Here is a 21873-nt window from a genome sequence, read left to right on the forward strand (position 1 = left end):
GAAGACTCAGGCGTGCGGAACCGCGACCGCCGTGGCGATCAGACCCTGCCGGGAGGTCCAGCGGCCGTCGAAGTGGGTCAGGCGCCGGCCCCGCACGGTCGGTCCGGGCACCAGAAGGGCGGCGCGCAGGGTGCCGCGGCGCGGGTCGACGGGGTCGACGGAGATCTCGATGTCGGCCTCCGCGAAGTCCAGCCACTGCCGGGTGAGGGGGAACCACGCCTTGTAGACCGACTCCTTGGCGCTGAAGAGCAGGCGGTCCCAGTGGACGCCGGGACGCTCCCCGGCCAGTCGGCGCAGCCGCTCCACCTCGGCGGGCAGGGTCACGCTGGGCAGGACCCCGTCCGGGAGCGGGGCGTCGGGTTCCGCGTCGATACCGAGGGAGGCGAGGTCGGTGACGCGGACCAGGGCGGCGGCGCAGTAGCCGTCGCAGTGGGTCATGCTGCCGGTGAGGCCGTCCGGCCAGCGCGGCGCACCTCTCTCGCCGGTCAGCACGGGCTGGGCGGGCACGCCGAACTTCTCCATCGCCCGGCGGGCGCAGGACCGGACGGCGGTGAACTCCCGGCGGCGCTTGGTGACCGCCCGCGCCACCAGCGCCTCCTCCTCGGGGTAGAGGGGCAGGTGCCCGAGGTCGTCGTAACCGTGCGCCTCCACCGCGACGACCGTGTCGGGCAGCAACTCCTCGATCACCGGTCCACCTCCTGGCTCGACGACGACGGCAGGATACGACGCAACCGTCCCGGCGGCCCGGTCCGCTTGCGCCATTCGCGGGGGTAGCCCACCGACACCTCCTCGAAGCGGACACCCTCGTGCCAGGTGGTCCGCGGGATGTGGAGATGCCCGTAGACCATGGTGTCGACCCGGAACCTCCGGTGCCAGTCGGCGGTCAGGTTGGTCCCGCACCACATGGCGAACTCGGGGTACCACAGGACGTCGGTGGGGTGCCGGTCCAGCGGGTAGTGGTTGACCAGGACCGTCGGCAGCCCGGCGGGGAGGGCGGCCAGCCTGCCCTCGGTCTCGGCGACCCGCGCCCGGCACCACGCCTCGCGGCTGGGGTACGGGTCGGGATGGAGCAGGAACTCGTCGCTGCACACGACGCCTGTGCCGTCGGCGTACGCCAGTCCCTCGTCCTTCGTCGCGCATCCGGCGGGCAGGAACGAGTAGTCGTAGAGCAGGAACAATGGTGCGACGACGGCCGGCCCGCCCGCACCGTGCCACACGGGGTACGGGTCCTCGGGTGTCGTCACGCCCAGCTCGCGGCACATCTCGACGAGGTGCTCGTAGCGGGCGGCCCCGCGGAGGGTGACGGGGTCCTGGGGGTGGGTCCACAGTTCGTGGTTGCCGGGGGCCCAGACGACCCGGCGGAAGCGGTCCGCGAGGGTGCCGAGGGCCCAGCGGATGTCGGCGACGGTCTCCGCCACGTCGCCGGCCACCAGGAGCCAGTCGTCGTCACAGCCGGGACGCAGCTCCTCGACCAGGGCGCGGTTCTCCGGGTAGCCGATATGCAGGTCGCTGATGGCCCACAGCTGCCCGGGGCCTTCGACCATCGATGTCATCCCCACCCCTTCCGGACGCGCGTTCGACCTCAAGAGATCACATCCCGGGCTCCGCTCACAAGGACGACTCGCCCTCGGACACGTGCCTCCCGGGCCGGTGCTTCCCGGACCAGGGTCTTCCGCGCCGCCCCGTGGCGGCGCCGGTGCGTCCGGGCGACGCGCTTTGCGCTCGGAGGCAGGGGACCCCCTATGATCGGCCCAACACCACCGCCACGATTCCCTCCGCGCAGGGCGGCTTGGTGTCCCTCCAACCCCCTGGCCGGGCACGGCCCCGCTTCGCCCTGCCCGCGAACCGTGAAAGGCGGCCCGCATGGTTTCTCCCGTACGCGTATGGCTCAATCGCACGTACGCGGAGAACGTCTTCTTCATGGATCAGCTGCGGAGGAATCCCGCCGACCGGGCCGTCGAGATCCACGCCACGCACGGCGACCCGGACTCCCCCGTGCTGGCCGCCGCGGACACCGCCGACCTGGAGCCCGAGGGCCTGTCCCCCGGCGGTTACGTCGAGTACGCCCTGGACCAGTGCGCGCGGCGCGGCATCGACGTGTTCGTACCCCGGCTGCACCAGGCCTCGGTCGTGGCCCACCGCGCCGAGTTCGAGGCGGCCGGTACGGCGCTGCTCGCGCCTCCGCCGGAGGCGGTGGCCGTCTTCCAGGACAAGGTGATCGCCTACGAGGCGGTACGGGCTGTCGGCGTCCCGGTGCCCGAGTGGTGGCGGGTCCACACGGCCGAAGAACTCCTCTCCGCAGTCGAGGAGCTGGAGGCGCGAGGCCACCAGGCATGCTTCAAACCGGCGTCCGGCGCGGGCGGCGTGGGCTTCCGGATGATCACCCGGGACCCCTTCTCCCTTACGCACCTGAGCGGCTTCCCGAGCCCGTCCGTGCCGCTGCGCATGGTCGTCGAGGCGCTGCGGGCGGCCCAGGAGCCGGTCGACTGGCTGGTGATGCCGCGGCTGGAGCAGCCGGAGGTCTCGGTGGACTGCCTGACGGGGCCCGACAACCGGGTACGGCTGGCCGTGGGCCGCACCAAGAACGGCCGCCGCCGCGGGTTCACCCTCCATGAGCGGTGGCTGGCGCCGGCGCGGCGGATCGCCGAGACGTTCGGGCTGCACCACCTGTCCAACGTGCAGTTCCGGATGTACGGCGACCGTCCCGTCCTGATGGACGTCAACACCCGCCCGGCCGGGGGGCTGCACCAGCTGGCGCTGTGCGGGATCAACGTGCCGTGGGCCGCGGTCCGGCTGGCCCTCGGTGACGACCCGGGCGAGCTGACGCCGCCGTTCCTGGGCCAGGACTACACGGTGCTGTCCGGACCGCGCCCGCTGCAGCCCGTGGCCCTGCCGCACCAGCGCGCCGACCTCCCCGCCACTCCGGCTCCGGCTCCGGCTCCGGCTCCGGTGAAGTATCCGGCGGCCACCGCGTCGGCCGCCGGCCCGGTCGCCGCCGCCGCATCGGACCCGGCCGCCGGGGCTCCCGCGTAGGACGCCGCGCCGAGGGGCCGCCGGTCGTCCGACGGCTCCCCCGCGGTCCCCGCTCACCTCAGATACCCCAGGCCCGGATGGACTGCCGTGTACCCGTCCACCAGGCGGTGGGCGACGTTGACCGAGTCGACCAGGGGGTGCAGGGCGAAGGCGCGTACCGCCGCCGCGCGGGAGCCGGAAGCTGCCGCCGCCAGGATCTCGCGTTCCACCGCCTTGACCGCGCAGACCAGACCGGTGGCGTGCTGCGGCAACGGGTCCACGGCCACCGGGTGGGCGCCGTTCGCGTCGACCAGGCACGGGGCCTCGATCACGGCGTCGGTGTCGAGGACCGACAGCGTGCCGCGGTTGCGGACGTTGAGGATGAGCGTGGTGCGCTCGTCCCGGGCGACGGCCCGCATCAGCGCCAGCGCCACCTTCTCGTAGCCGCCGGACAGGTCGTCGGCCTCGCGTTCGCCCGCGCCCGCGGTCTCCCGGTTCTCCGCCATGTAGGTGGCCTCGCGTTCGGCGCGGGTGCGGTCCCAGGTCGCCAGGGCCGGGGCGTCGGGGCGGCGCATCTCGTCGTAGAAGCGGGCCTGCTGGTCGCGCAGGAACGCGCCGCGGGTCCGGTCCGCCTGCTGGTAGGCGCGGACCGTCTCCCGGTTGAAGTAGTAGTAGTGCAGGTACTCGTTGGGGATCGCGCCCAGGGAGCGCAGCCACTCGGGGCCGAAGAGCCGGCCCTCCTCGAAGGAGCCGAGCAGCGCCGGGTCGGCGAGCAGCCGCGGGAGTTCGTCGCGGCCTGCGACGCGCAGACCGCGGAGCCAGCCGAGGTGGTTGAGGCCGACGTAGTCGATCCAGGCCCGGTCCGGGTCCGCGCCCAGCACGCGGGCGACGCGCCGGCCCAGGCCGACCGGCGAGTCGCAGATGCCGATGACGCGGTCGCCGAGGTGCCGGGACATGGCCTCGGTGACCAGACCGGCCGGGTTGGTGAAGTTGATGACCCAGGCGTCCGGCGCCAGCCGGGCCACCCGGCGCGCGATGTCCACGGCGACCGGGACGGTGCGCAGGCCGTACGCGACGCCGCCCGCGCCGACCGTCTCCTGCCCGAGGACGCCCTCGGCGAGCGCCACCCGCTCGTCGTCGGCCCGGCCCTCCGGACCGCCGACGCGGATCGCGGAGAAGACGAAGTCGGCGCCGCGCAGCGCCTCGTCCAGGTCGGTCGTGGCGGTCACCTCGGGCGCGTCGGGCACCCCGGCGGCCTGCTCGGCCAGCACCCGGGTCACCGCGGACAGCCGGGCCGCGTCGAGGTCGTGCAGGACGACGTGCGTCACCCGCCCCTGGGCACGGTCCGCGAGGAGCGCCCCGTACACGAGCGGCACCCGGAATCCGCCGCCGCCCAGAATCGTCAGCCTCACGCCCGCACCCTTCCGTCACCCGCCCCGACGTCCACCTGGCGCCGATCATGGCACGCCCGGCCGACCGGGCGCAGGACCGTGCCCGCGCCGCGGCAGCCGGCGGCAGCTCACGTCCAAGCCCATGTGCCGGGTCCGGCGGGCACCGGGCCGGCCCGTGGCGGGGGAGCGTCGGCCGGCCGTGGGCAGGAGACCGTCTCCCCGCTCCGGGTACCGGAAATCCCTCTCACCGGTGAGGACAGGGCCCCGGGAACCTCCTGATACTGGGACGGCCCTTGCCCCGAGGAGCCGCCCATGTCCGTCCGGTCCCCGCTCACCGTCCCGTTCGCCTCCGTCGTCGCACGGCTGCGCACGACGAATCCGTACGCCGTCGACGCGGCCGTCGCCGCGCTGGTGCTCTTCGCCGTGTCCCTGCAGTGGCTGTTCCCCGACGAGGGGGACGACCCGCTGACCTGGCCGGGCTGGCTGCTCGGGGCCGCGACGGCGCTGCCGCTGGTGTGGCGGCGCGCGGCGCCCTTCGCGACCGCCTGCGCCGTGTCGGTGGCCACCCCCACGCAGGCGGTGCACCACGCGCCGCCCCCCGACCTGATGTACGGCGGGTTCGTCGTCCTCTACACCCTGGCCGCCCTCGCCCGGCCCTGGCAGCGGCGCCTGATGCTGGCAGGCTGGCTGATCGGGGTCGCCCTCACCATCAACCACAAGGAACACGCCGAGCCGTTCGAGTACGCCTTCCAGCTGCTGAGCATCGTGTGCGCGTACGCGCTCGGCACACTCGCCCGGACCCAGCGGGCCTACACCGCCGAACTGGAGGACCGGGCCCGCCGGCTGGAGCGCGAGCGGGCCGCCGAGACCGCGCGGGCCACGGCACAGGAACGTTCCCGGATCGCTCGCGACATGCACGACATCCTGGCGCACGCGGTCAGCCTCATGGTGGTACAGGCCGAGGCGGGACCGGTCGTGGTGCGCAGCGATCCGGCGCGCGCGGAGGCCGCGTTCGAGGCGATCGCGACCGCCGGGCGGGACGCCATGAACCAACTGCGGCGCATCCTCGGCGTACTCAAGCAGGAGCAGGAGTCGGCCCGGGCCGTGGCACAGCGGCTGCCGCAACCGGGCGTGGCCGCCCTGCCCGGCATGGTCCGGCAGGTCGGCGAATCGACCGGGCTGCGCGTGGAGTTGCGCGTGCGGGGCGAGCCGCGTCCGCTGCCGCCGGACACCGAGGTCGCCGCCTACCGGATCGCGCAGGAGGCACTCACCAACACGGTCAAGCACGCGTACGCTTCCTCCGCGACGGTCGCACTCGACTGGGCGGAGGAGCACGTGACCTTGACGGTGACGGACGACGGACGGGGCCCGTCGGCGCCGGACGGTGGCGGACACGGGCTGATCGGCATCCGGGAGCGGGCCGCGGCCTGCGGGGGCGGGGCCGTCACCGGCGGCGGGCCGGACGGGGGCTTCCACGTCGTCGTGCGCCTGCCCGTCGCGCCCGGACGGCGGGCGGCGCTCGGGTGACCATCCGGGTGGTCGTCGCCGACGACCAGGAGCTGGTCCGCAGCGGCTTCAGCATGATTCTGGAGGCGCAGGCCGACATCGAGGTCGTCGCCGAGGCGGGTGACGGCGCCGAGGCCGTCGCCGCGGTCGAGCGGTACGCGCCCGACGTGCTGCTCCTGGACATCCGTATGCCGGTCATGGACGGACTCGACGCGGCCCGGCGGGTGTGCGCGCGCTCCGCCTGCAAGGTCGTCATGCTGACCACCTTCGACCTGGACGAGTACGTGTACGAGGCGCTCTCCGCGGGCGCCAGCGGCTTCCTGCTCAAGGACGTGCGCCGGGACGACCTGGTGCACGCGGTGCGGGTGGTCGCGGCCGGCGACTCACTGCTCGCACCGGCGGTGACGCGCCGGCTGGTGGCGGACATCGTGCGGCGCCGGCGGCAGGAGGCCATCACCGACGTCACCCCGCAGCGCCTGGAGGTGCTGACCGCCCGCGAGGTGGAGACGCTGCGGCTGCTGGCCCGCGGGCTGTCCAACGCCGAAATCGCCACGACCCTGTTCGTGAGCGAGCACACCGTCAAGACCCATGTCAGCAACGTGCTGGGCAAGCTCGGTCTCAGGGACCGGGTGCAGGCGGTGATCTGCGCCTACGAGACCGGCCTGGTGACTCCGGGCTCCCCCTGACGGGCGAGACGGAGGCCGGCCTCCCCCGTACGGGCGAGTGCCGCAAACCGCTCCCACCGGCGATCCGCCGACAGCCGTCGGCCACGAGTCTGTTGGCGATGTCGAAAGACGCGTCCGTCGTCGGACGCCCATCGCCGGGAGGCACCGTGCTGTCCACACTCGCCCGGGCGGCGACCCGCCGCCCCCTGACCGTGATGCTCCTGTGGGGCGTCTTCCTGCTGCTGGGCTTCGGCCTCGGCACGGGTGTCTTCGGCAAGCTCTCCGACGACGTGCCCGACGTGCCCGGCACCGAGTCGCGGATCGCCGCCGAGTACCTGGACGGCATCGACCCGTCGGGCGAGTCGATCACCGCCGTCGTCGAGGCCGCCGTCTTCGACCCCGCAGTGCGTGCCCAGGTGCTGCAGGCCGTCGCCGAGCTGAGGGATGTCGCGGGCGTCGCGGCGGTGCCCGACCCGTACGCCACCCGAGGTCTGGTCGCCGAGGACGGGCGGGCGCTGATCGTCCCGGTCACCTTCGAGGGCGGTCTGGACGACGCCGCCGAGGAGGACGCGGTGGACGCGGCGGCCGGCCGGCTGCACGAGATCGACGTGTCCGGGGTCCACGTCAGCGGCGGGCCGCTGCTGGGCGAGCAGCTCGGTCAGCGGGCCCAGGAGGACGTGAAGAACGCGGAGTTGATCTCGCTGCCGGTCGTCCTGGTGCTGCTGCTGGTCATCTTCGGCGGGCTGCGCACGGCGGGGCTGCCGCTGCTGGTCGCGGTGGCCGGCATCGCGGGAGCCTTCCTGGGCCTGTTCGCCTTCAGCCAGTTCACCGACATCTCCGTGTACGCGATCCAGGTCACGACGATGCTGGGGCTGGGTCTCGCCGTGGACTACGCCCTGCTGATGCTGGTCCGCTTCCGTGAGGAGCGGCGGGACGTCCCGGACGTGGTGGAGGCCGTGCACCGCACGGTCGCGGCGGCCGGTCGCACCGTGCTGTTCTCCGGACTGACGGTGGCCGTGAGCCTGGCCGGACTGCTGGTCTTCCCGAGCACGTTCCTGCGCAGCATGGGTCTGGCGGTGGCCGCGGTGGTCGTCGTCGACATGCTCGCCGCGCTGACGCTGCTGCCCGCCCTGCTGACGAGGTTCGGCGGGAGGATCCCCCCGGCGAAGGTGCGGCCACAGGGCGAGGAGGGCCGGCTCTTCGCCCGCCTGGCCCGCTTCGCCACCCGCCGGCGCGTGGCCGTCCTGGCCGTCACCGTCCCCGCCCTGCTGGTGCTGGCGCTGCCCGTCACCGGCATGCGCATCAACATCGGCGACGCGCGGCAGCTCCCGAAGAGCACCGAGGCGCGGCAGCTTCACGACGCCGTAGAGGCGCACTTCCCGCCGGGCACCGGGGTCTCGCCGGTCACCGTGGTCCTGCGGCCCGGCACCGACGCAGCGACGGCCGGCCGGATCAGCGTGCTCGCGCCGGGCACCGAGCGCCGTGACCTGCCGGGCGGCACCACTGTGCTCGAACTGCCCCCGTCCGGCCCGGTCGACGGCAGGGCGGCCACCGAACTGGTCGAACGGGTACGGGACATACGCGGTGACGCCCCCGTCCAGGTCACCGGCACCGCGGCCCAGTTGGTCGACTTCCGGCAGATGCTCGCCGACCGGGCGCCCTGGGCGGCGCTGACCGTGCTGGCCGGGATCTTCGTGCTGCTGTTCGCCTTCACCGGGTCGGTGCTGCTGCCGCTGCGCACGATCGCGACCACGCTGCTCAGCCTCGCCGCCGCGCTCGGCGCCGTCGTCTGGGTGTTCCAGGACGGCCATCTGGCCGGGCTGATCGGCGCCGAGGGGCTGGGCGCGCTGAGTCTGACCGCACCACCGCTGATCATCGCGATCGCCTTCGGACTGGCCATGGACTACGAGCTGTTCATCCTGGCGCGGATGCGCGAGGCCCGGGAGCTGACCGGCGACGACCGGGAGGCCGTGGTGACCGGGCTGCGCCGCTCCGGCCGGGTGGTGACCTGCGCCGCGCTGCTCCTCGCGGTGGTGTTCGGCGCCTTCATGACGGGCGGCTTCTCCCCGATCCTGCAGATCGGGCTCGGCCTCACCCTGGCGGTGCTGATCGACGCCACGGTGGTACGGATGCTGCTGGTGCCGGCGACCATGGCGCTGCTCGGCAGCCGCGCCTGGTGGGCCCCGAAGGCGCTGCGCCGGGCGCACGAGCGGTTCGGTCTGCGCGAGGAGGCCGCCGCCGTGGCCGAGCCACAGCCGGCGCACCGCTGAGGCACCGCTGAGGCACCGGCCGCCGAGATCCGGCCGGCCGCGGTTCCTCCCCGCCGGGGGTGGACCGTTGAGCGGCCAACGGCGCCCTGGCGGGAGGGCGCAGGGGCTCACGCGCTTACGTGAGCCCCTCCGTCAGGACCTGGCGGGGACTCTCGGCGCAGCTCGGCCCGGAACGCCGCCGGTGTCTGGTCCGTGTGCTGCTGGAAGAACCTGGAGAAGTTCGCCGCGTCCGGGAAGCCGACCGCCGCGCCGACCCGGCCGATCGGCATGTCGGTGTGGGCGAGGAGCCGTCTGGCCTCCAGGACGACCCGCTTGTCGATGAACCCCTTGGGCGTCTCGCCGGTGGCGGCGCGCACCGCGCGGACCAGGGTGCGCCGGGAGTAGCCGAGCGCGTCGGCGTAGGCGCTGACGCTGTGGTTGGTGGCGAAGCCCCGTTCGACCTCGTCCCGGAAGAGGGTGAAGGCCGTGTCGCCCGGCGGGTCCGCCCGTCCCCGGCGCGCCGCCTCGGCGGAGCCGGCCGCGAGGTGCGCGAGGCGCAGCAGGAACGCCGACAGGGCGTGGCGCAGCACGGCGGTGTGCAGGCTGAGCGGCAGGGTGGTGGCGTCCTCGTACTCGCGCCGCAGCTGGTCGAGTGCCGCCGTCAGCCCGGCGAGCCGTGTCTCGTCGGGGCGGAGCAGGGGCGGCAGGTCGTAGCGGTAGAGGCCGGTGGCCTCCACGGTGGCGCGGGGCAGGAAGCCGGGCTGCATGGTCAGCACCGTTCCGCGGTACTCGCTCCCCGGCGAGAAGCGGTGGACCTGTCCGGGCCGGATCCACAGCAGATCGCCGGCCGTCGCCTCGTACTCGGCGAAGTCGACCATGTGGCGGACCGGACCGCCGGTGAAGAGCATGACGACGTGGAAGTCGATGCGGTGCACCCGGTGCAGCGGGGCCTGCGCGTGCCAGGTGCGGCCGACACCCATGGGGCCGACCTGCATGCCGACACCGAGGAGGCTCAGATCGACAGGGAAGGGGAAGGTTCTGATCCCGTCGCCGTCACCTCGGGTGCTTTCGTCCGCCACGTCCGCCATGTCCTTCTCGTGCCGCCCCGTCCGTGCGCCCCCGGGTGCCCCGCCGCCGGGGGCCGTGTCCCAGTTTCACCACAGGCTGGCACACCACGACCTTCACTCTCAAAAGTCAGACTTTTAAGTTTGAACACGCCAGACCGGCTACTACGCTCCGATCGAGGACTTCTTGAAGATGAGCACGCACCCAGTGGACAGCGCGGACCGCTTCGAATGGACCGAACTCGACCGGCGTGCCGTCGACACCGCCCGGGTTCTCGCGGCCGACGCCGTGCAGAAGGTCGGCAACGGCCATCCCGGCACGGCTATGGCCCTCGCCCCGGCGGCGTACACGATCTTTCAGAAGGTGATGCGGCACGACCCCGCGGACCCGGAGTGGACGGGCCGTGACCGTTTCGTCCTCTCCCCCGGTCACACCTCGCTGACCCTCTACACCCAGCTCTACCTCGCCGGGTACGAGCTGGAGCTGGACGACCTGAAGGCCTTTCGCACGCACGGTTCGAAGACGCCCGGCCACCCCGAGTACGGGCACACCGCCGGCGTGGAGACCACCACCGGCCCGCTCGGCCAGGGCGTCGCCAACGCGGTCGGCATGGCGATGGCGGCCCGCTACGAGCGCGGGCTGTTCGATCCGCAGGCGCCGGCGGGCGGGTCCCCCTTCGACCACACCGTCTGGGCGATCGTCTCCGACGGCGACCTCCAGGAGGGAGTCTCCGCCGAGGCGTCGTCGATGGCCGGCCACCAGAGGCTCGGCAACCTCGTCCTCCTCTACGACGACAACCACATCTCCATCGAGGGCGACACCGCGACCGCGTACTCCGAGGACGTGCTGAAGCGCTACGAGGCCTACGGATGGCATGTGCGGCGCGTCGAGCCCGCCGAGAGCGGCGACGTCGACGTGCACGCGCTGTACGCGGCGCTGACTGCGGCGAAGGCGGAGACCGGGCGCCCCTCCATCATCGCCATGCGCACGATCATCGCCTGGCCCGCCCCGAACGCGCGGAACACCGAGGCCTCCCACGGCTCCGCCCTCGGCGAGGACGAGGTCGCCGCCACCAAGCGCGTCCTCGGCTTCGATCCGGAGCGGTCCTTCGAGGTCGCCGACGACGTCCTCGCCCACACCCGCGGGGCCCTGGACCGGGGCGCCGAGGCGCACGCCGCCTGGGACAAGCGGATCGCCCAGTGGCGCGGCGACCAGCCGGAACGCGCGGTGCTGTTCGACCGCGTGGTCGCCGGCCGGCTGCCCGAGGGCTGGGAGGACACCCTGCCGGTGTTCGAGACCGGCAAGGCCGTCGCCACCCGCGCCGCCTCCGGGAAGGTGCTCCAGGCACTCGGCCCCGTACTGCCCGAGCTGTGGGGCGGCTCGGCCGACCTGGCCGGCTCGAACAACACCACGATCGACAAGACCAGCTCCTTCCTCCCCGAGGGCAACCCGCTGCCCCAGACCGACCCGTACGGCCGCACCATCCACTTCGGCATCCGCGAGTTCTCGATGGCCGCGGAGATGAACGGCATCGCCCTGCACGGCAACACCCGCGTCTACGGCGGCACCTTCCTGGTCTTCTCCGACTACATGCGCAACGCCGTCCGCATGTCGGCCCTGATGCAGCTGCCGGTGACGTACGTGTGGACGCACGACTCCGTCGGTCTCGGTGAGGACGGCCCGACCCACCAGCCCGTCGAGCACCTCGCCGCGCTGCGCGCCGTCCCCGGTCTGAACGTCGTCCGCCCGGCCGACGCCAACGAGACCGCCACCGCCTGGGCCGAGATCCTCAGGCGCCACTCCACCCACCCGGCCCCGCACGGCCTCGCCCTCACCCGTCAGGGCGTACCGACGTACGAACCGAACCCGGACGCGGCGCGCGGCGGCTATGTCCTCGCCGACGCCTCCTCCGGGGCCCCGGAGGTCGTCCTGATCGCCACCGGCTCCGAGGTGCAGCTCGCCGTGGCCGCGCGGGAGGCGCTGGAAGCGGAGGGCACGCCCACCCGGGTGGTGTCGATGCCGTCGGTGGAGTGGTTCGACGAGCAGCCGCGCGAGTACCGCGAGCGCGTGCTGCCGCCGTCCGTGCGGGCCCGGGTGGCCGTGGAGGCCGGTATCGGCCTGACCTGGCACCGGTTCACCGGGGACGCGGGCCGCATCGTCTCCCTGGAGCACTTCGGCGCCTCCGCCGACGCCAAGACCCTGTTCGCCGAGTTCGGCTTCACCGCCGAGCACGTCACCGCCGCCGCCAGGGAGTCCCTGGCAGCCGTCCGCGGCTGATCCGACCGGATCGGCCCCGGACGGATCCCACCGCAGAAAGAGAAGATGATCACTGTGACCGAAGCAGTCGCACCCGCGGCAGCACTCCGACGCCTGGCCGAGGCGGGCGTCTCCATCTGGCTGGACGACCTGTCGCGGCGGCGGATCGAGTCCGGCGACCTCGCCGAGCTGATCGGGACCAGGAACGTCGTCGGCGTCACCACGAACCCGTCGATCTTCCAGTCCGCCATCGGCTCCGGCGAGGGCTACGAGGAGCAGCTCGACGACCTCGCGACCCGGGGCGTCACCGCCGACGAGGCGGTCCGCATGATGACCACCGCCGACGTCCGCGCCGCCGCCGACGTGCTGCGCCCGGTGTACGACGCCACCGGCGGCCGGGACGGCCGGGTCTCCATCGAGGTCGACCCGCGGCTCGCCCACGACACCCGGGCCACGATCGCCGAGGCCCGTCAGCTGGCCTGGCTGGTCGACCGCCCCAACGCGATGATCAAGATCCCGGCGACGAAGGCCGGTCTCCCGGCGATCACCGAGGTCGTCGGCGCGGGCATCAGCGTCAACGTCACGCTGATCTTCTCCCTGGAGCGCTACCTGGAGGTCATGGACGCCTACCTCGCCGGCCTGGAGAAGGCGCGGGCGGCCGGGCTCGACCTGGCGGGCATCCACTCCGTCGCCTCCTTCTTCGTCTCCCGCGTCGACAGCGAGATCGACAAGCGCCTGACGCTGCTGGGCACCGACGAGGCCCTCGCCCTGAAGGGGAAGGCGGCGCTGGCGAACGCGCGGCTGGCCTACGAGGCGTACGAGAACGTGTTCGGTTCCGCAGGCGATCCGACCCGGGCGGGTGACCGGTTCACCGCCCTGGCCGGGGCCCGCGCCAACGCCCAGCGTCCCCTGTGGGCGTCCACCGGGGTGAAGGACCCGGCATTCCGGGACACCCTGTACGTGGAGGAGCTGGTCGCCCCCGGCACCGTGAACACGATGCCGGAGGCCACCCTGAACGCCGCCGCCGACCACGGCGACGTGCGGGGCGACACGGTCACCGGTGGTTACGCCCAGGCCCGGGCCGATCTCGCGGCCGTGGAGCGGCTCGGCATCTCGTACGACGAGGTGGTGCGGCAGCTGGAGCAGGAAGGCGTGGCCAAGTTCGAGGTGGCCTGGCAGGACCTGCTCGACGCCGTGACGAAGTCCCTCGACAGCAAGGGAGTTGACGGGGAATGAGCGAGGACCTTCCCGCTACGACGGCCCACGGGGCCAAGGCGACGAAGGAGGCCGGGGAGAAACGGACGGCCCGGGCGGCCGCGGGACCCCCGCACGCCGAGGAGTCCCGGGCCGCCGAGGCACGCCGGGGTCCGGAGACGGCCGGATCCGCCCGGCCCGCCAGGAAGTCCCGGGCGGCCGGACCCGCCCAGGGGGCGAAGGGGGCGGGCGCGGACGACAAGGTCGTCGCGCCGCTCGCGCCCCTCGACTGGAGCAATCCCCTGCGCGATCCCCAGGACCGCCGCCTACCCCGCATCGCGGGCCCGTCCGGACTGGTCATCTTCGGCGTCACCGGAGACCTGTCCCGCCGCAAGCTGATGCCCGCCGTCTACGACCTGGCCAACCGCGGTCTGCTGCCGCCGGGCTTCTCCCTGGTCGGCTTCGCCCGCCGGGACTGGGAGAACCAGGACTTCGCCGAGGTCGTGCACGACGCCGTCAAGGAGCACGCCCGCACGCCGTTCCGCGAGGAGGTCTGGCAGCAGCTCGCCGAGGGCATGCGCTTCATCCCCGGCGACTTCGACGACGACGACGCGTTCGACGAGCTGCGCAAGGCCGTCGAGGAGCTGGACACCTCCCGCGGCACCAGCGGCAACTACGCCTTCTACCTCTCGGTGCCGCCGAAGTTCTTCCCGAAGGTCGTCCAGCAGCTCAGGAAGCACGGGCTGACCGACGCCCCGGACGGCTCCTGGCGCCGGGCGGTGATCGAGAAGCCGTTCGGGCACGACCTGGGCAGCGCCCGCGAGCTGAACGCGCTGGTGCACGAGGTCTTCGACCCGGAGCAGGTCTTCCGCATCGACCACTACCTGGGCAAGGAGACCGTCCAGAACATCCTGGCGCTGCGCTTCGCCAACCAGATGTACGAGCCGATCTGGAACCGGTCCTACGTCGACCACGTCCAGATCACCATGGCCGAGGACATCGGCATCGGCGGCCGGGCCGGCTACTACGACGGCATCGGCGCCGCACGCGACGTCATCCAGAACCACCTGCTCCAGCTGATGGCCCTCACCGCCATGGAGGAACCCGCCTCCTTCGACGCGGCGTCGCTGCTCACCGAGAAGCTGAAGGTGCTGCGGGCGGTGCGGCTGCCGGACGAACTCGGCGAGCACACCGTGCGCGCGCAGTACGCGGGCGGCTGGCAGGGCGGCGCGCAGGTCGCCGGCTACCTGGAGGAGGAGGGCATCGACCCGGCCTCCACGACCGACACCTACGCGGCCCTCAAGCTGGGGATCGACAACCGCCGCTGGGCGGGCGTCCCCTTCTACCTGCGCACCGGCAAGCGCCTCGGCCGCCGGGTCACCGAGATCGCGGTCGTCTTCCAGCGGGCCCCGCACTCCCCCTTCGACTCCACCGCGACGGAGGAGCTGGGCGAGAACGCGATCGTCATCCGCGTCCAGCCGGACGAGGGCATGACGGTGCGGTTCGGGTCCAAGGTGCCGGGCACGTCGATGGAGATCCGGGACGTGTCCATGGACTTCGCGTACGGCGAGTCGTTCACGGAGCACAGCCCGGAGGCGTACGAACGGCTGATCCTGGACGTCCTGCTGGGCGACGCCAACCTGTTCCCCCGACACCAGGAAGTGGAGGAGTCCTGGCGGATCCTCGACCCGGTCGAGGAGTACTGGGCCACGCACGAACGGCCCGCGCGGTACGCCTCGGGCAGCTGGGGGCCGCTGGAAGCCGACGAGATGCTCGCACGAGACGGACGGAGCTGGCGCAGGCCATGAGGATCGACCTGACCGACACCACGGCAAGCAAGGTCAACAAGGCGCTGGTGCAGGGCCGCCGGGCCATCGGCACACCGGCCGTGGGCATGGTGCTCACGCTGGTGATCGTCACCGACGAGGAGAACGCCTACGACTCCCTCAAGGCCGGCGAGGAGGCCTCGCACGAGCACCCCTCGCGCACCCTGGTCGTCATCAAGCGGCACCCCCGCAACCTGCGCGACCGCACCCGCTCGCACCTCGACGCCGACGTCCGGGTGGGCTCCGAGGCGGGCACCGGCGAGACCGTCGTGCTGCGCATGTACGGCGAGGTGTCCGAGCACGCCGACTCGGTCGTGCTGCCCCTGCTGCTGCCGGACGCCCCGGTCGTCGTGTGGTGGCCGGTGGACGCGCCCGACAATCCCGCGAAGGACCCGCTGGGCGCACTGGCGAAGCGCCGCATCACCGACCTGTACGCGGCCGAGCGGCCGATGGAGGTCCTGGAGCGCCGGGTCCGCTCCTACGCGCCCGGCGACACCGACCTCGCCTGGACCCGGCTGACGCTGTGGCGGTCCATGCTGGCCGCCGCCCTGGACCAGGCCCGGGTACCGGTGACCTCTGCAACCGTGGAGGCCGAGCCCGAGAACCCTGCCGCGGAGCTGCTGGCCCGCTGGCTGGAGGCCCGGCTGCACGTGCGGGTCGACCGGGTGGTCACCGACGGACCGGTCGTCACGGCCGTCCGCCTGGGCACCGCGAAAGGCGAGATCGTCATCGACCGTCCGGAGGGCCCGCTCGCCACGATGACCCTGCCCGACCAGCCCTCGCGCTCCCTCGCGCTGAAGGTGCGCCCCACCTCCGAACTCATCGCCGAGGAGCTCAGGCGCCTCGACGCGGACGAGATGTACGCCGTCGCCCTGCGCGGCGAGGCCGGCAAGGAGACCCCAGTCCATGTCTGACCCCCAGTCCGACTCCACGTCCGGCTCCACGAAGCTCACCCGGCGGCCGGAGTGGGCCGCGCTGGCGGACCACCGCGCGGACGCGCTGCAGCGGCCGGACCTCGGCGAACTGTTCGCCGACGATCCCGGTCGGGCGGAGCGGTACGTCGTGCGCGTCGGCGACCTGCGCATCGACTACTCCAAGCACCTGGTCACCGACGAGACGCTGGCCCTGCTGCGGGAGCTGGCCTCCGTCACCGGCGTGTCCGAGCTGCGCGACGCCATGTTCCGCGGTGAGCGGATCAACGTCACCGAGGACCGGGCGGTGCTGCATACCGCGCTGCGCGCCCCGCGGGACGCGGTGATCGAGGTCGACGGCGAGAACGTCGTGCCCAAGGTGCACGCCGTGCTGGACCGGATGACCGGCTTCGCGGACCGGGTCCGTTCCGGCGAGTGGACCGGGTACACCGGCAAGCGCATCCGCAACGTCGTCAACATCGGCATCGGCGGCTCCGACCTCGGCCCGGCGATGGCGTACGACGCGCTGCGCGCCTTCACCGACCGCTCACTCACCTTCCGCTTCGTGTCCAACGTGGACGGCGCCGACCTGCACGAGGCGGTCCGGGACCTGGACCCGGCGGAGACCCTGTTCATCGTGGCGTCCAAGACGTTCACGACGATCGAGACGATCACGAACGCGACCTCGGCGCGCTCGTGGCTGCTGGCAGGGCTGGACGGTTCCGCGAAGGGTGACGAGAAGGCGGTCGCCCAGCACTTCGTGGCGCTGTCGACGAACGCCGAGAAGGTCGCCGGCTTCGGCATCGACACGGCCAACATGTTCGAGTTCTGGGACTGGGTCGGCGGACGCTACTCGTACGACTCGGCGATCGGCCTCTCCCTGATGATCGCCGTCGGCCCGGACCCCTTCCGGGAGATGCTCGACGGCTTCCGCATCGTCGACGAGCACTTCCAGAACGCCGAGGCACCGGCCAACGCGCCACTGATCATGGGCCTGCTGGGCGTCTGGTACGGCAACTTCTTCGACGCTCAGTCGCACGCGGTGCTGCCGTACAGCCACTACCTGTCGAAGTTCACGGCCTACCTCCAGCAGCTCGACATGGAGTCCAACGGCAAGTCGGTCGACCGCGACGGACGCCCCGTGGAGTGGGAGACCGGCCCGGTGGTCTGGGGCACACCGGGCACCAACGGACAGCACGCGTACTACCAGTTGATCCACCAGGGCACCAAGCTCATCCCGGCCGACCTGATCGGCTTCGCCCGGCCCGTCGCCGAGCTGAGCGACGAACTGAAGGCGCAGCACGACCTGCTGATGGCCAACCTGTTCGCCCAGGGACAGGCGCTTGCCTTCGGCAAGAGCGCCGAGGAGGTCCGGGCGGAGGGCGTTCCCGAGGATCAGGTGCCGCACCGCGTCTTCCAGGGCAACCGTCCCACCACCACCGTCCTGGCCAACGAGCTGACGCCGTCCGTCCTCGGCCAGCTGATCGCGCTGTACGAGCACAAGGTGTTCGTACAGGGCGCGATCTGGAACATCGACTCCTTCGACCAGTGGGGAGTCGAGCTCGGCAAGGTGCTGGCCAAGCGCGTCGAGCCGGCTCTCACCGAAGGCGCCGATGTGCCCGGCCTCGATCCGTCCACGGCCGCGCTGGTGGCCGCCTACCGTGAACTGAAGGAAGTGCACTGACATGCAGATCGGTCTCGTTGGTCTCGGCAAGATGGGCGGCAACATGCGCGAGCGCCTGCGCAACGCCGGACACACCGTCGTCGGATACGACACCAATCCGGAGAAGGCCGACGTCAGCAGCCTGGTCGACCTCGTCGACCAGCTGGAGCGGCCGCGCGCGGTGTGGGTGATGGTCCCGGCCGGCGCCGCGACCCAGCACGTCATCGACCAGCTGGGGACGCTGCTCAAGCCCGGCGACACCGTCATCGACGGCGGCAACTCCCGCTGGACGGACGACGAGAAGCACGCCGAGGAGCTGGGCAAGCGCGACATCAACTTCGTCGACGCGGGCGTCTCCGGCGGAGTGTGGGGCCTGAAGAACGGCTACGCCCTGATGGTCGGCGGCGAGAAGGAGACCGTCGACGACCTCGAGCCGATCTTCGACGCGCTCAAGCCCGAGGGCCCCTACGGTTACGTCCACGCCGGAAAGGTCGGCGCCGGGCACTTCTCCAAGATGGCCCACAACGGCATCGAGTACGCCATGATGCAGGCGTACGCGGAGGGCTGGGAACTGCTGGAGAAGGTCGACTCCGTGGACAACGTCCGCGAGGTCTTCCGCTCCTGGCAGGAAGGCACCGTCATCCGTTCCTGGCTCCTCGACCTGGCCGTCAACGCCCTCGACGAGGACCACCACCTCGAGAAGCTGCGCGGCTACGCGGAGGACTCCGGCGAGGGCCGCTGGACCGTCGAGGCGGCCATCGACAACGCGGTACCGCTGCCCGCGATCACAGCCTCCCTCTTCGCGCGGTTCGCGTCCCGGCAGGACGACTCCCCGCAGATGAAGATGATCGCCGCGCTGCGCAACCAGTTCGGCGGGCACGCCGTGGAGTCGGCCAGGGAGCAGTAGGCGCGGGCAGCAGGCGTGTGACGGTAACACGTTGACGTGACCGGCCGGTTCGGGTCAGAGTCCCCGCGATGGAGATCAACGACCCGGCACCGGCCGAGGCACGCGTATGGCGGGCGTTCGCGACAGCTGCCTCCCCTTCACCTACGAGCAGTCGACCGCCGCCTACCGCAGGTTCGGTGACGACGACGCGGCCCGCGTGGTCCAACTCGCCAAGCAGCGGCGGCACCGGCGCACCCTGCCCTGGTACGGCCGACTGTGGGGGCGTCTTCAGGACGTCACGGTCGGGTACGGTTTCCGGCCGCTGCGCGCGGGCGGCCGGCTGCTGTCGCTGCTCGCGGTCGGCTCGGCCGTCCACGGCCTGCGGCACCCACCACCGCTCAAGCCCGACGAGTCCCCCGACTTCAACCCGGTCTTCTACACTCTCGACCTGCTGCCGCCGGTCGTCTCCTTCGGCCAGGAGAACGCCTTCGCCCCGGAGGGCGGCCACCAGACGCTGTCCTACGTCCTGATCATCACAGGCTGGGTCCTGGCCACCACGGTGATCACCGGTCTGACTCGCACCGTCAGCCGCAACTGAGTCCTCCCCGCCGCGCCGAGCGCCGCCTCCGCGCGTTTCCGTACATCGTGAGGTCTGAGTGCGCGTGTGACGGGTAGGCCGGACGCACCTCGACGGACGACCAAGGAGGGCGATGGGGATGGCACCGCTGCGACAGGAGGTCGACGCGGGTGCGGCCGGGCTGGATCCGCGGGCGCTGGACCGGCTCGACCTGCACTTCGCCCGGCAGGTCGACGAGGGGCGGCTGCCCGGTTTCCTGGTGGCCGTCGCCCGGGGCGGGCGGGTCGCACATCTGACCGTGCACGGCCGGCGGGACGTCGCGGCCGGGCTGCCCGTGGCGGCCGACACGCTGTGGCGGATCTACTCCATGACCAAGCCGGTGACGGCCGTGGCCGTGCTGATGCTGGTGGAGGAGGGACGGCTGTCGCTCGACGACCCGGTGGACCGGTACCTTCCGGCGTTCGCCGGGCCGCGGGTGTACGTGGAAGGGGCCGGGGACGAGGTCGTCACCCGGCCGGCCGCCGGACCGGTCCTGCTGCGTCACCTGATGACCCACACCGCCGGGCTGACCTTCGGTTTCTACCACGCCCACCCCGTCGACGAGCTGTACCGCGCGGCCGGTCTGCGGTCGTCGGTTCGGGCGGGCGCGGGTCTGGCCGAGACGGTCGACCTGTACGCGAGCCTGCCGTTGCAGTTCGAGCCGGGCACGCAGTGGAACTACTCGGTGGCCAGCAACGTGCTCGGGCGACTGGTGGAGGTCGTGTCCGGTCGGCCGCTCGACGTGTTCTGCGCCGAGCGGATCCTCGGGCCGCTCGGCATGACGGACACCGGGTTCCACGTCACCGACGAGCAGGCCGCCCGGCTGGCCGAGCTGTACGGCGAGACGGACGACGGTGGCATCGAGCCGGTCCCCGGGCTGCCGCTGCGGGGCGGCCGGCCGCGGTTCCTGTCGGGCAGCGGCGGTCTGGTCTCCTCGGCGTACGACGTGCACCGCTTCGCGGAACTGCTGCGACGCCGGGGCGAACTGGACGGCGTACGCCTGCTCGCACCCGCGACCGTGGACCTCATGACCCGCAACCACCTGCCCGGCGACGCCGACCTGCGCGCCTACGGCAGCCGGCCCGCGCACGACGAGCCCGGCAACGACGGTGTCGGCTTCGGTCTCGGCGTCTCCGTGGTGACCGACCCCGCCCGTACCCAGGCGCCCTCCGGGCTCGGCACGTACGGCTGGAGCGGGGTGGCGACGACGACCTTCTGGGTCGACCCGGGCCGTGACCTGACGGTGCAGTTCATGACCCAGGTACGGCCGAAGTCCTCGCACACGGTCTACCCGGACCTCAAGCGGCTCGTGCACGAGGCCGTCGTCGACTGACCCGGTGCCGGTAGCTCCGCGCGCGGTTCAGGACGTGTGCGCGACGGCGCTGTGGCTGTGGCGGAGGACGTCGCGGGGGCGGGACGAGGTCACTGCCACGTCGGGCGCGTTCACGGGCGAAGGCGGCGCAGATGCCGGAGCCGGGGCCGGGACGCCGAGTCGGCCTGGACGGCGGCCGCCCCGACGGCCTTCCTGACCGTCCGGCCGGCCGGCTCCGGCCGGGAGGAGTTGCGCCTGCTCTCCCGGCTCCATCACGAGGCGCCGTCGTTGCGCGCCCGGCGCCTGGAGAAGCACCTGCGCCGGCAGTCCCTGCTCGCCCCCGGCATCCAGCGTCGCCTCGGCCTGCCCCGCCCCACCACGGACCCCGGTCCCCGAGCCCTGGCGTTCGTCGCCGCCGCGCCGGCCTGCCTCGACGCGGCCGTCGACGCCTGGTACCGCTCGGGCGGGACCGACGATCCCGAGCGCCTCTTCGACGAGGCGGTCGCCACGCTCCGCAGCCGAGGGGGCCGTTCCGGTCCCGCCGAAGCCGCGGGGTGGGGCGCCGTGTCAGACGCGCCTGAGCTGAACGGTGTTGCCGAACCGCTTGCCGAGCCAGATCTTCTGGTCGTTGCCGGTCCCGACGAGCCGCGGGTTGTCGTAGGTGCGCGTTCCGGAGCCGCCCGGGTTGACGGTGACGGTCACCCCTTCCAGACACCAGTCGTCGTCGTTGTCCTTGCCCGAGAAGCGGACGTAGACCGGGTACCGGTCGGCGTCGTCGGTGTCGAGGCGGGGCAGGCGCGGGTCGTTGCGGGCGTCGTCCAGGACGTTGGCGCCGTCGCCGAAGATGTAGGTGAACTGGTCACCGGCTTCGAAGTCGTTGCGGGAGGCGTCCACGTGGAACTCCCGGCCGGCGATCCCGATGTACACGAACCCGTCGGTGCCGGCTCCCGCGTCGGACGCCGTGTACAGCTGGACACTGAGCTTGGTGATGTCCGTCATCTCTTCTCTCCTCCATGGGGAGACGTGACCTCCCCACCCACATGACGGGCCGGACGCAAGGCGGCCCGAGAGACACTGTGCGTGGCGAGAGGTCCGTGCGGCAGTACAGCCGTAGGACTGAACTCACCATGAGTATTCATCCGACTACGAACAGTCTTCAATGCCCGGCCGTCTGTACGTCCGGCGCACCGAGGCGTAAACGTCGGGCGGAGGCACGAGGCTTCGAGGACAGGAGCCCTGGGTGCGGGTGCGAGCTGAGCGTATGTCAGGCATCTCATCACATCGGGCCGTCGAAGAGCACGCGCGGCCACCCGAGCCGGGC

At 72.4% G+C, this 21873-nt stretch carries 16 protein-coding genes and 1 pseudogene; 12 read left to right on the plus strand and 5 right to left on the minus strand.

Annotated features, from left to right (window positions below):
* Positions 1–6: 6 nt before the first annotated feature.
* On the minus strand, positions 7–687 hold the full coding sequence (locus ABEA26_RS03255; RefSeq protein ID WP_345588981.1) for a 4'-phosphopantetheinyl transferase family protein: 681 nt from the start codon (positions 685–687) through the stop codon (positions 7–9).
* On the minus strand, positions 684–1553 hold the full coding sequence (locus ABEA26_RS03260) for a metallophosphoesterase family protein (protein ID WP_345588982.1): 870 nt from the start codon (positions 1551–1553) through the stop codon (positions 684–686). Before ABEA26_RS03260 ends, ABEA26_RS03255 begins: the two co-directional genes overlap by 4 nt.
* 310 nt (positions 1554–1863) lie before the next feature.
* Here ABEA26_RS03260 and ABEA26_RS03265 point away from each other — a divergent pair, with 310 nt between their 5' ends.
* Positions 1864–3033: an ATP-grasp domain-containing protein gene (locus ABEA26_RS03265; protein ID WP_345588983.1), complete on the plus strand. Its 1170-nt coding sequence runs from the start codon at positions 1864–1866 to the stop codon at positions 3031–3033.
* A gap of 53 nt (positions 3034–3086) precedes the next feature.
* Here the strand turns inward: ABEA26_RS03265 and ABEA26_RS03270 are convergent, their stop codons facing one another.
* Complete coding sequence (locus ABEA26_RS03270; RefSeq protein ID WP_345588984.1) at positions 3087–4424, minus strand: 6-phospho-beta-glucosidase; 1338 nt, start codon at positions 4422–4424, stop codon at positions 3087–3089.
* A gap of 291 nt (positions 4425–4715) precedes the next feature.
* Between ABEA26_RS03270 and ABEA26_RS03275 the strand changes: the two genes are divergently transcribed.
* From ABEA26_RS03275 to ABEA26_RS03285, 3 genes are all read left to right on the plus strand, one after another.
* Entirely contained in the window at positions 4716–5930 is a 1215-nt protein-coding gene (locus tag ABEA26_RS03275; RefSeq protein WP_345588986.1) for a sensor histidine kinase, read from the plus strand.
* Complete coding sequence (locus tag ABEA26_RS03280; RefSeq protein WP_345588988.1) at positions 5927–6595, plus strand: response regulator; 669 nt, start codon at positions 5927–5929, stop codon at positions 6593–6595. Before ABEA26_RS03275 ends, ABEA26_RS03280 begins: the two co-directional genes overlap by 4 nt.
* A 146-nt stretch (positions 6596–6741) precedes the next feature.
* A complete protein-coding gene (locus ABEA26_RS03285; RefSeq protein WP_345588990.1) occupies positions 6742–8844 on the plus strand; it encodes an MMPL family transporter in 2103 nt (700 codons plus the stop codon).
* Between the two features lie 107 nt (positions 8845–8951).
* On the opposite strand, the gene ABEA26_RS03290 is transcribed toward ABEA26_RS03285, so the two are convergent.
* The gene (locus ABEA26_RS03290) at positions 8952–9911 is read right to left on the minus strand and encodes a helix-turn-helix transcriptional regulator (protein WP_345588992.1); all 960 of its coding nucleotides are present in this window, start codon (positions 9909–9911) and stop codon (positions 8952–8954) included.
* 169 nt (positions 9912–10080) lie between these two features.
* Here ABEA26_RS03290 and tkt point away from each other — a divergent pair, with 169 nt between their 5' ends.
* From tkt to ABEA26_RS03330, 8 genes and pseudogenes are all read left to right on the plus strand, one after another.
* Complete coding sequence (tkt, locus tag ABEA26_RS03295) at positions 10081–12165, plus strand: transketolase (protein ID WP_345588994.1); 2085 nt, start codon at positions 10081–10083, stop codon at positions 12163–12165.
* A 45-nt stretch (positions 12166–12210) separates the two neighbouring features.
* On the plus strand, positions 12211–13380 hold the full coding sequence (gene tal, locus ABEA26_RS03300) for a transaldolase (RefSeq protein ID WP_345588996.1): 1170 nt from the start codon (positions 12211–12213) through the stop codon (positions 13378–13380).
* The gene (gene zwf / locus ABEA26_RS03305; RefSeq protein WP_345588998.1) at positions 13377–15146 is read left to right on the plus strand and encodes a glucose-6-phosphate dehydrogenase; all 1770 of its coding nucleotides are present in this window, start codon (positions 13377–13379) and stop codon (positions 15144–15146) included. The genes tal and zwf overlap by 4 nt, the downstream gene beginning before the upstream one ends.
* Positions 15143–16078 carry a glucose-6-phosphate dehydrogenase assembly protein OpcA gene (opcA, locus tag ABEA26_RS03310; protein WP_345589000.1) on the plus strand — a complete coding sequence of 312 codons (936 nt, stop codon included), beginning with the start codon at positions 15143–15145 and terminating at the stop codon, positions 16076–16078. Before zwf ends, opcA begins: the two co-directional genes overlap by 4 nt.
* On the plus strand, positions 16071–17759 hold the full coding sequence (gene pgi, locus ABEA26_RS03315; RefSeq protein ID WP_345589001.1) for a glucose-6-phosphate isomerase: 1689 nt from the start codon (positions 16071–16073) through the stop codon (positions 17757–17759). The genes opcA and pgi overlap by 8 nt, the downstream gene beginning before the upstream one ends.
* Position 17760: 1 nt before the next feature.
* A complete protein-coding gene (gnd, locus tag ABEA26_RS03320; protein ID WP_345589002.1) occupies positions 17761–18645 on the plus strand; it encodes a phosphogluconate dehydrogenase (NAD(+)-dependent, decarboxylating) in 885 nt (294 codons plus the stop codon).
* 133 nt (positions 18646–18778) lie between these two features.
* Positions 18779–19222, plus strand: a pseudogene (locus tag ABEA26_RS03325) (membrane-associated oxidoreductase); the annotation flags it as partial.
* A gap of 118 nt (positions 19223–19340) precedes the next feature.
* Positions 19341–20573 (plus strand): serine hydrolase domain-containing protein, encoded by a 1233-nt coding sequence (locus ABEA26_RS03330; RefSeq protein ID WP_345589004.1) that lies wholly within the window; start codon positions 19341–19343, stop codon positions 20571–20573.
* 546 nt (positions 20574–21119) lie between these two features.
* On the opposite strand, the gene ABEA26_RS03335 is transcribed toward ABEA26_RS03330, so the two are convergent.
* Positions 21120–21551: a hypothetical protein gene (locus ABEA26_RS03335; RefSeq protein WP_345589006.1), complete on the minus strand. Its 432-nt coding sequence runs from the start codon at positions 21549–21551 to the stop codon at positions 21120–21122.
* Positions 21552–21873: the final 322 nt, after the last annotated feature.

This window comes from Streptomyces marokkonensis, from assembly GCF_039539045.1.
Classification (GTDB): domain Bacteria; phylum Actinomycetota; class Actinomycetes; order Streptomycetales; family Streptomycetaceae; genus Streptomyces; species Streptomyces marokkonensis.

Coding starts and splice junctions, on each gene's coding strand:
- tal (WP_345588996.1), top strand. CDS start 12,211: ATGATCACTGTGACCGAAGCAGTCGCACCCGCGGCAGCACTCCGACGC.
- opcA (WP_345589000.1), top strand. CDS start 15,143: ATGAGGATCGACCTGACCGACACCACGGCAAGCAAGGTCAACAAGGCG.
- ABEA26_RS03330 (WP_345589004.1), top strand. CDS start 19,341: ATGGCACCGCTGCGACAGGAGGTCGACGCGGGTGCGGCCGGGCTGGAT.
- ABEA26_RS03335 (WP_345589006.1), bottom strand. CDS start 21,551: ATGACGGACATCACCAAGCTCAGTGTCCAGCTGTACACGGCGTCCGAC.
- ABEA26_RS03275 (WP_345588986.1), top strand. CDS start 4,716: ATGTCCGTCCGGTCCCCGCTCACCGTCCCGTTCGCCTCCGTCGTCGCA.
- gnd (WP_345589002.1), top strand. CDS start 17,761: ATGCAGATCGGTCTCGTTGGTCTCGGCAAGATGGGCGGCAACATGCGC.
- pgi (WP_345589001.1), top strand. CDS start 16,071: ATGTCTGACCCCCAGTCCGACTCCACGTCCGGCTCCACGAAGCTCACC.
- tkt (WP_345588994.1), top strand. CDS start 10,081: ATGAGCACGCACCCAGTGGACAGCGCGGACCGCTTCGAATGGACCGAA.
- ABEA26_RS03265 (WP_345588983.1), top strand. CDS start 1,864: ATGGTTTCTCCCGTACGCGTATGGCTCAATCGCACGTACGCGGAGAAC.
- zwf (WP_345588998.1), top strand. CDS start 13,377: ATGAGCGAGGACCTTCCCGCTACGACGGCCCACGGGGCCAAGGCGACG.
- ABEA26_RS03260 (WP_345588982.1), bottom strand. CDS start 1,553: ATGACATCGATGGTCGAAGGCCCCGGGCAGCTGTGGGCCATCAGCGAC.
- ABEA26_RS03290 (WP_345588992.1), bottom strand. CDS start 9,911: ATGGCGGACGTGGCGGACGAAAGCACCCGAGGTGACGGCGACGGGATC.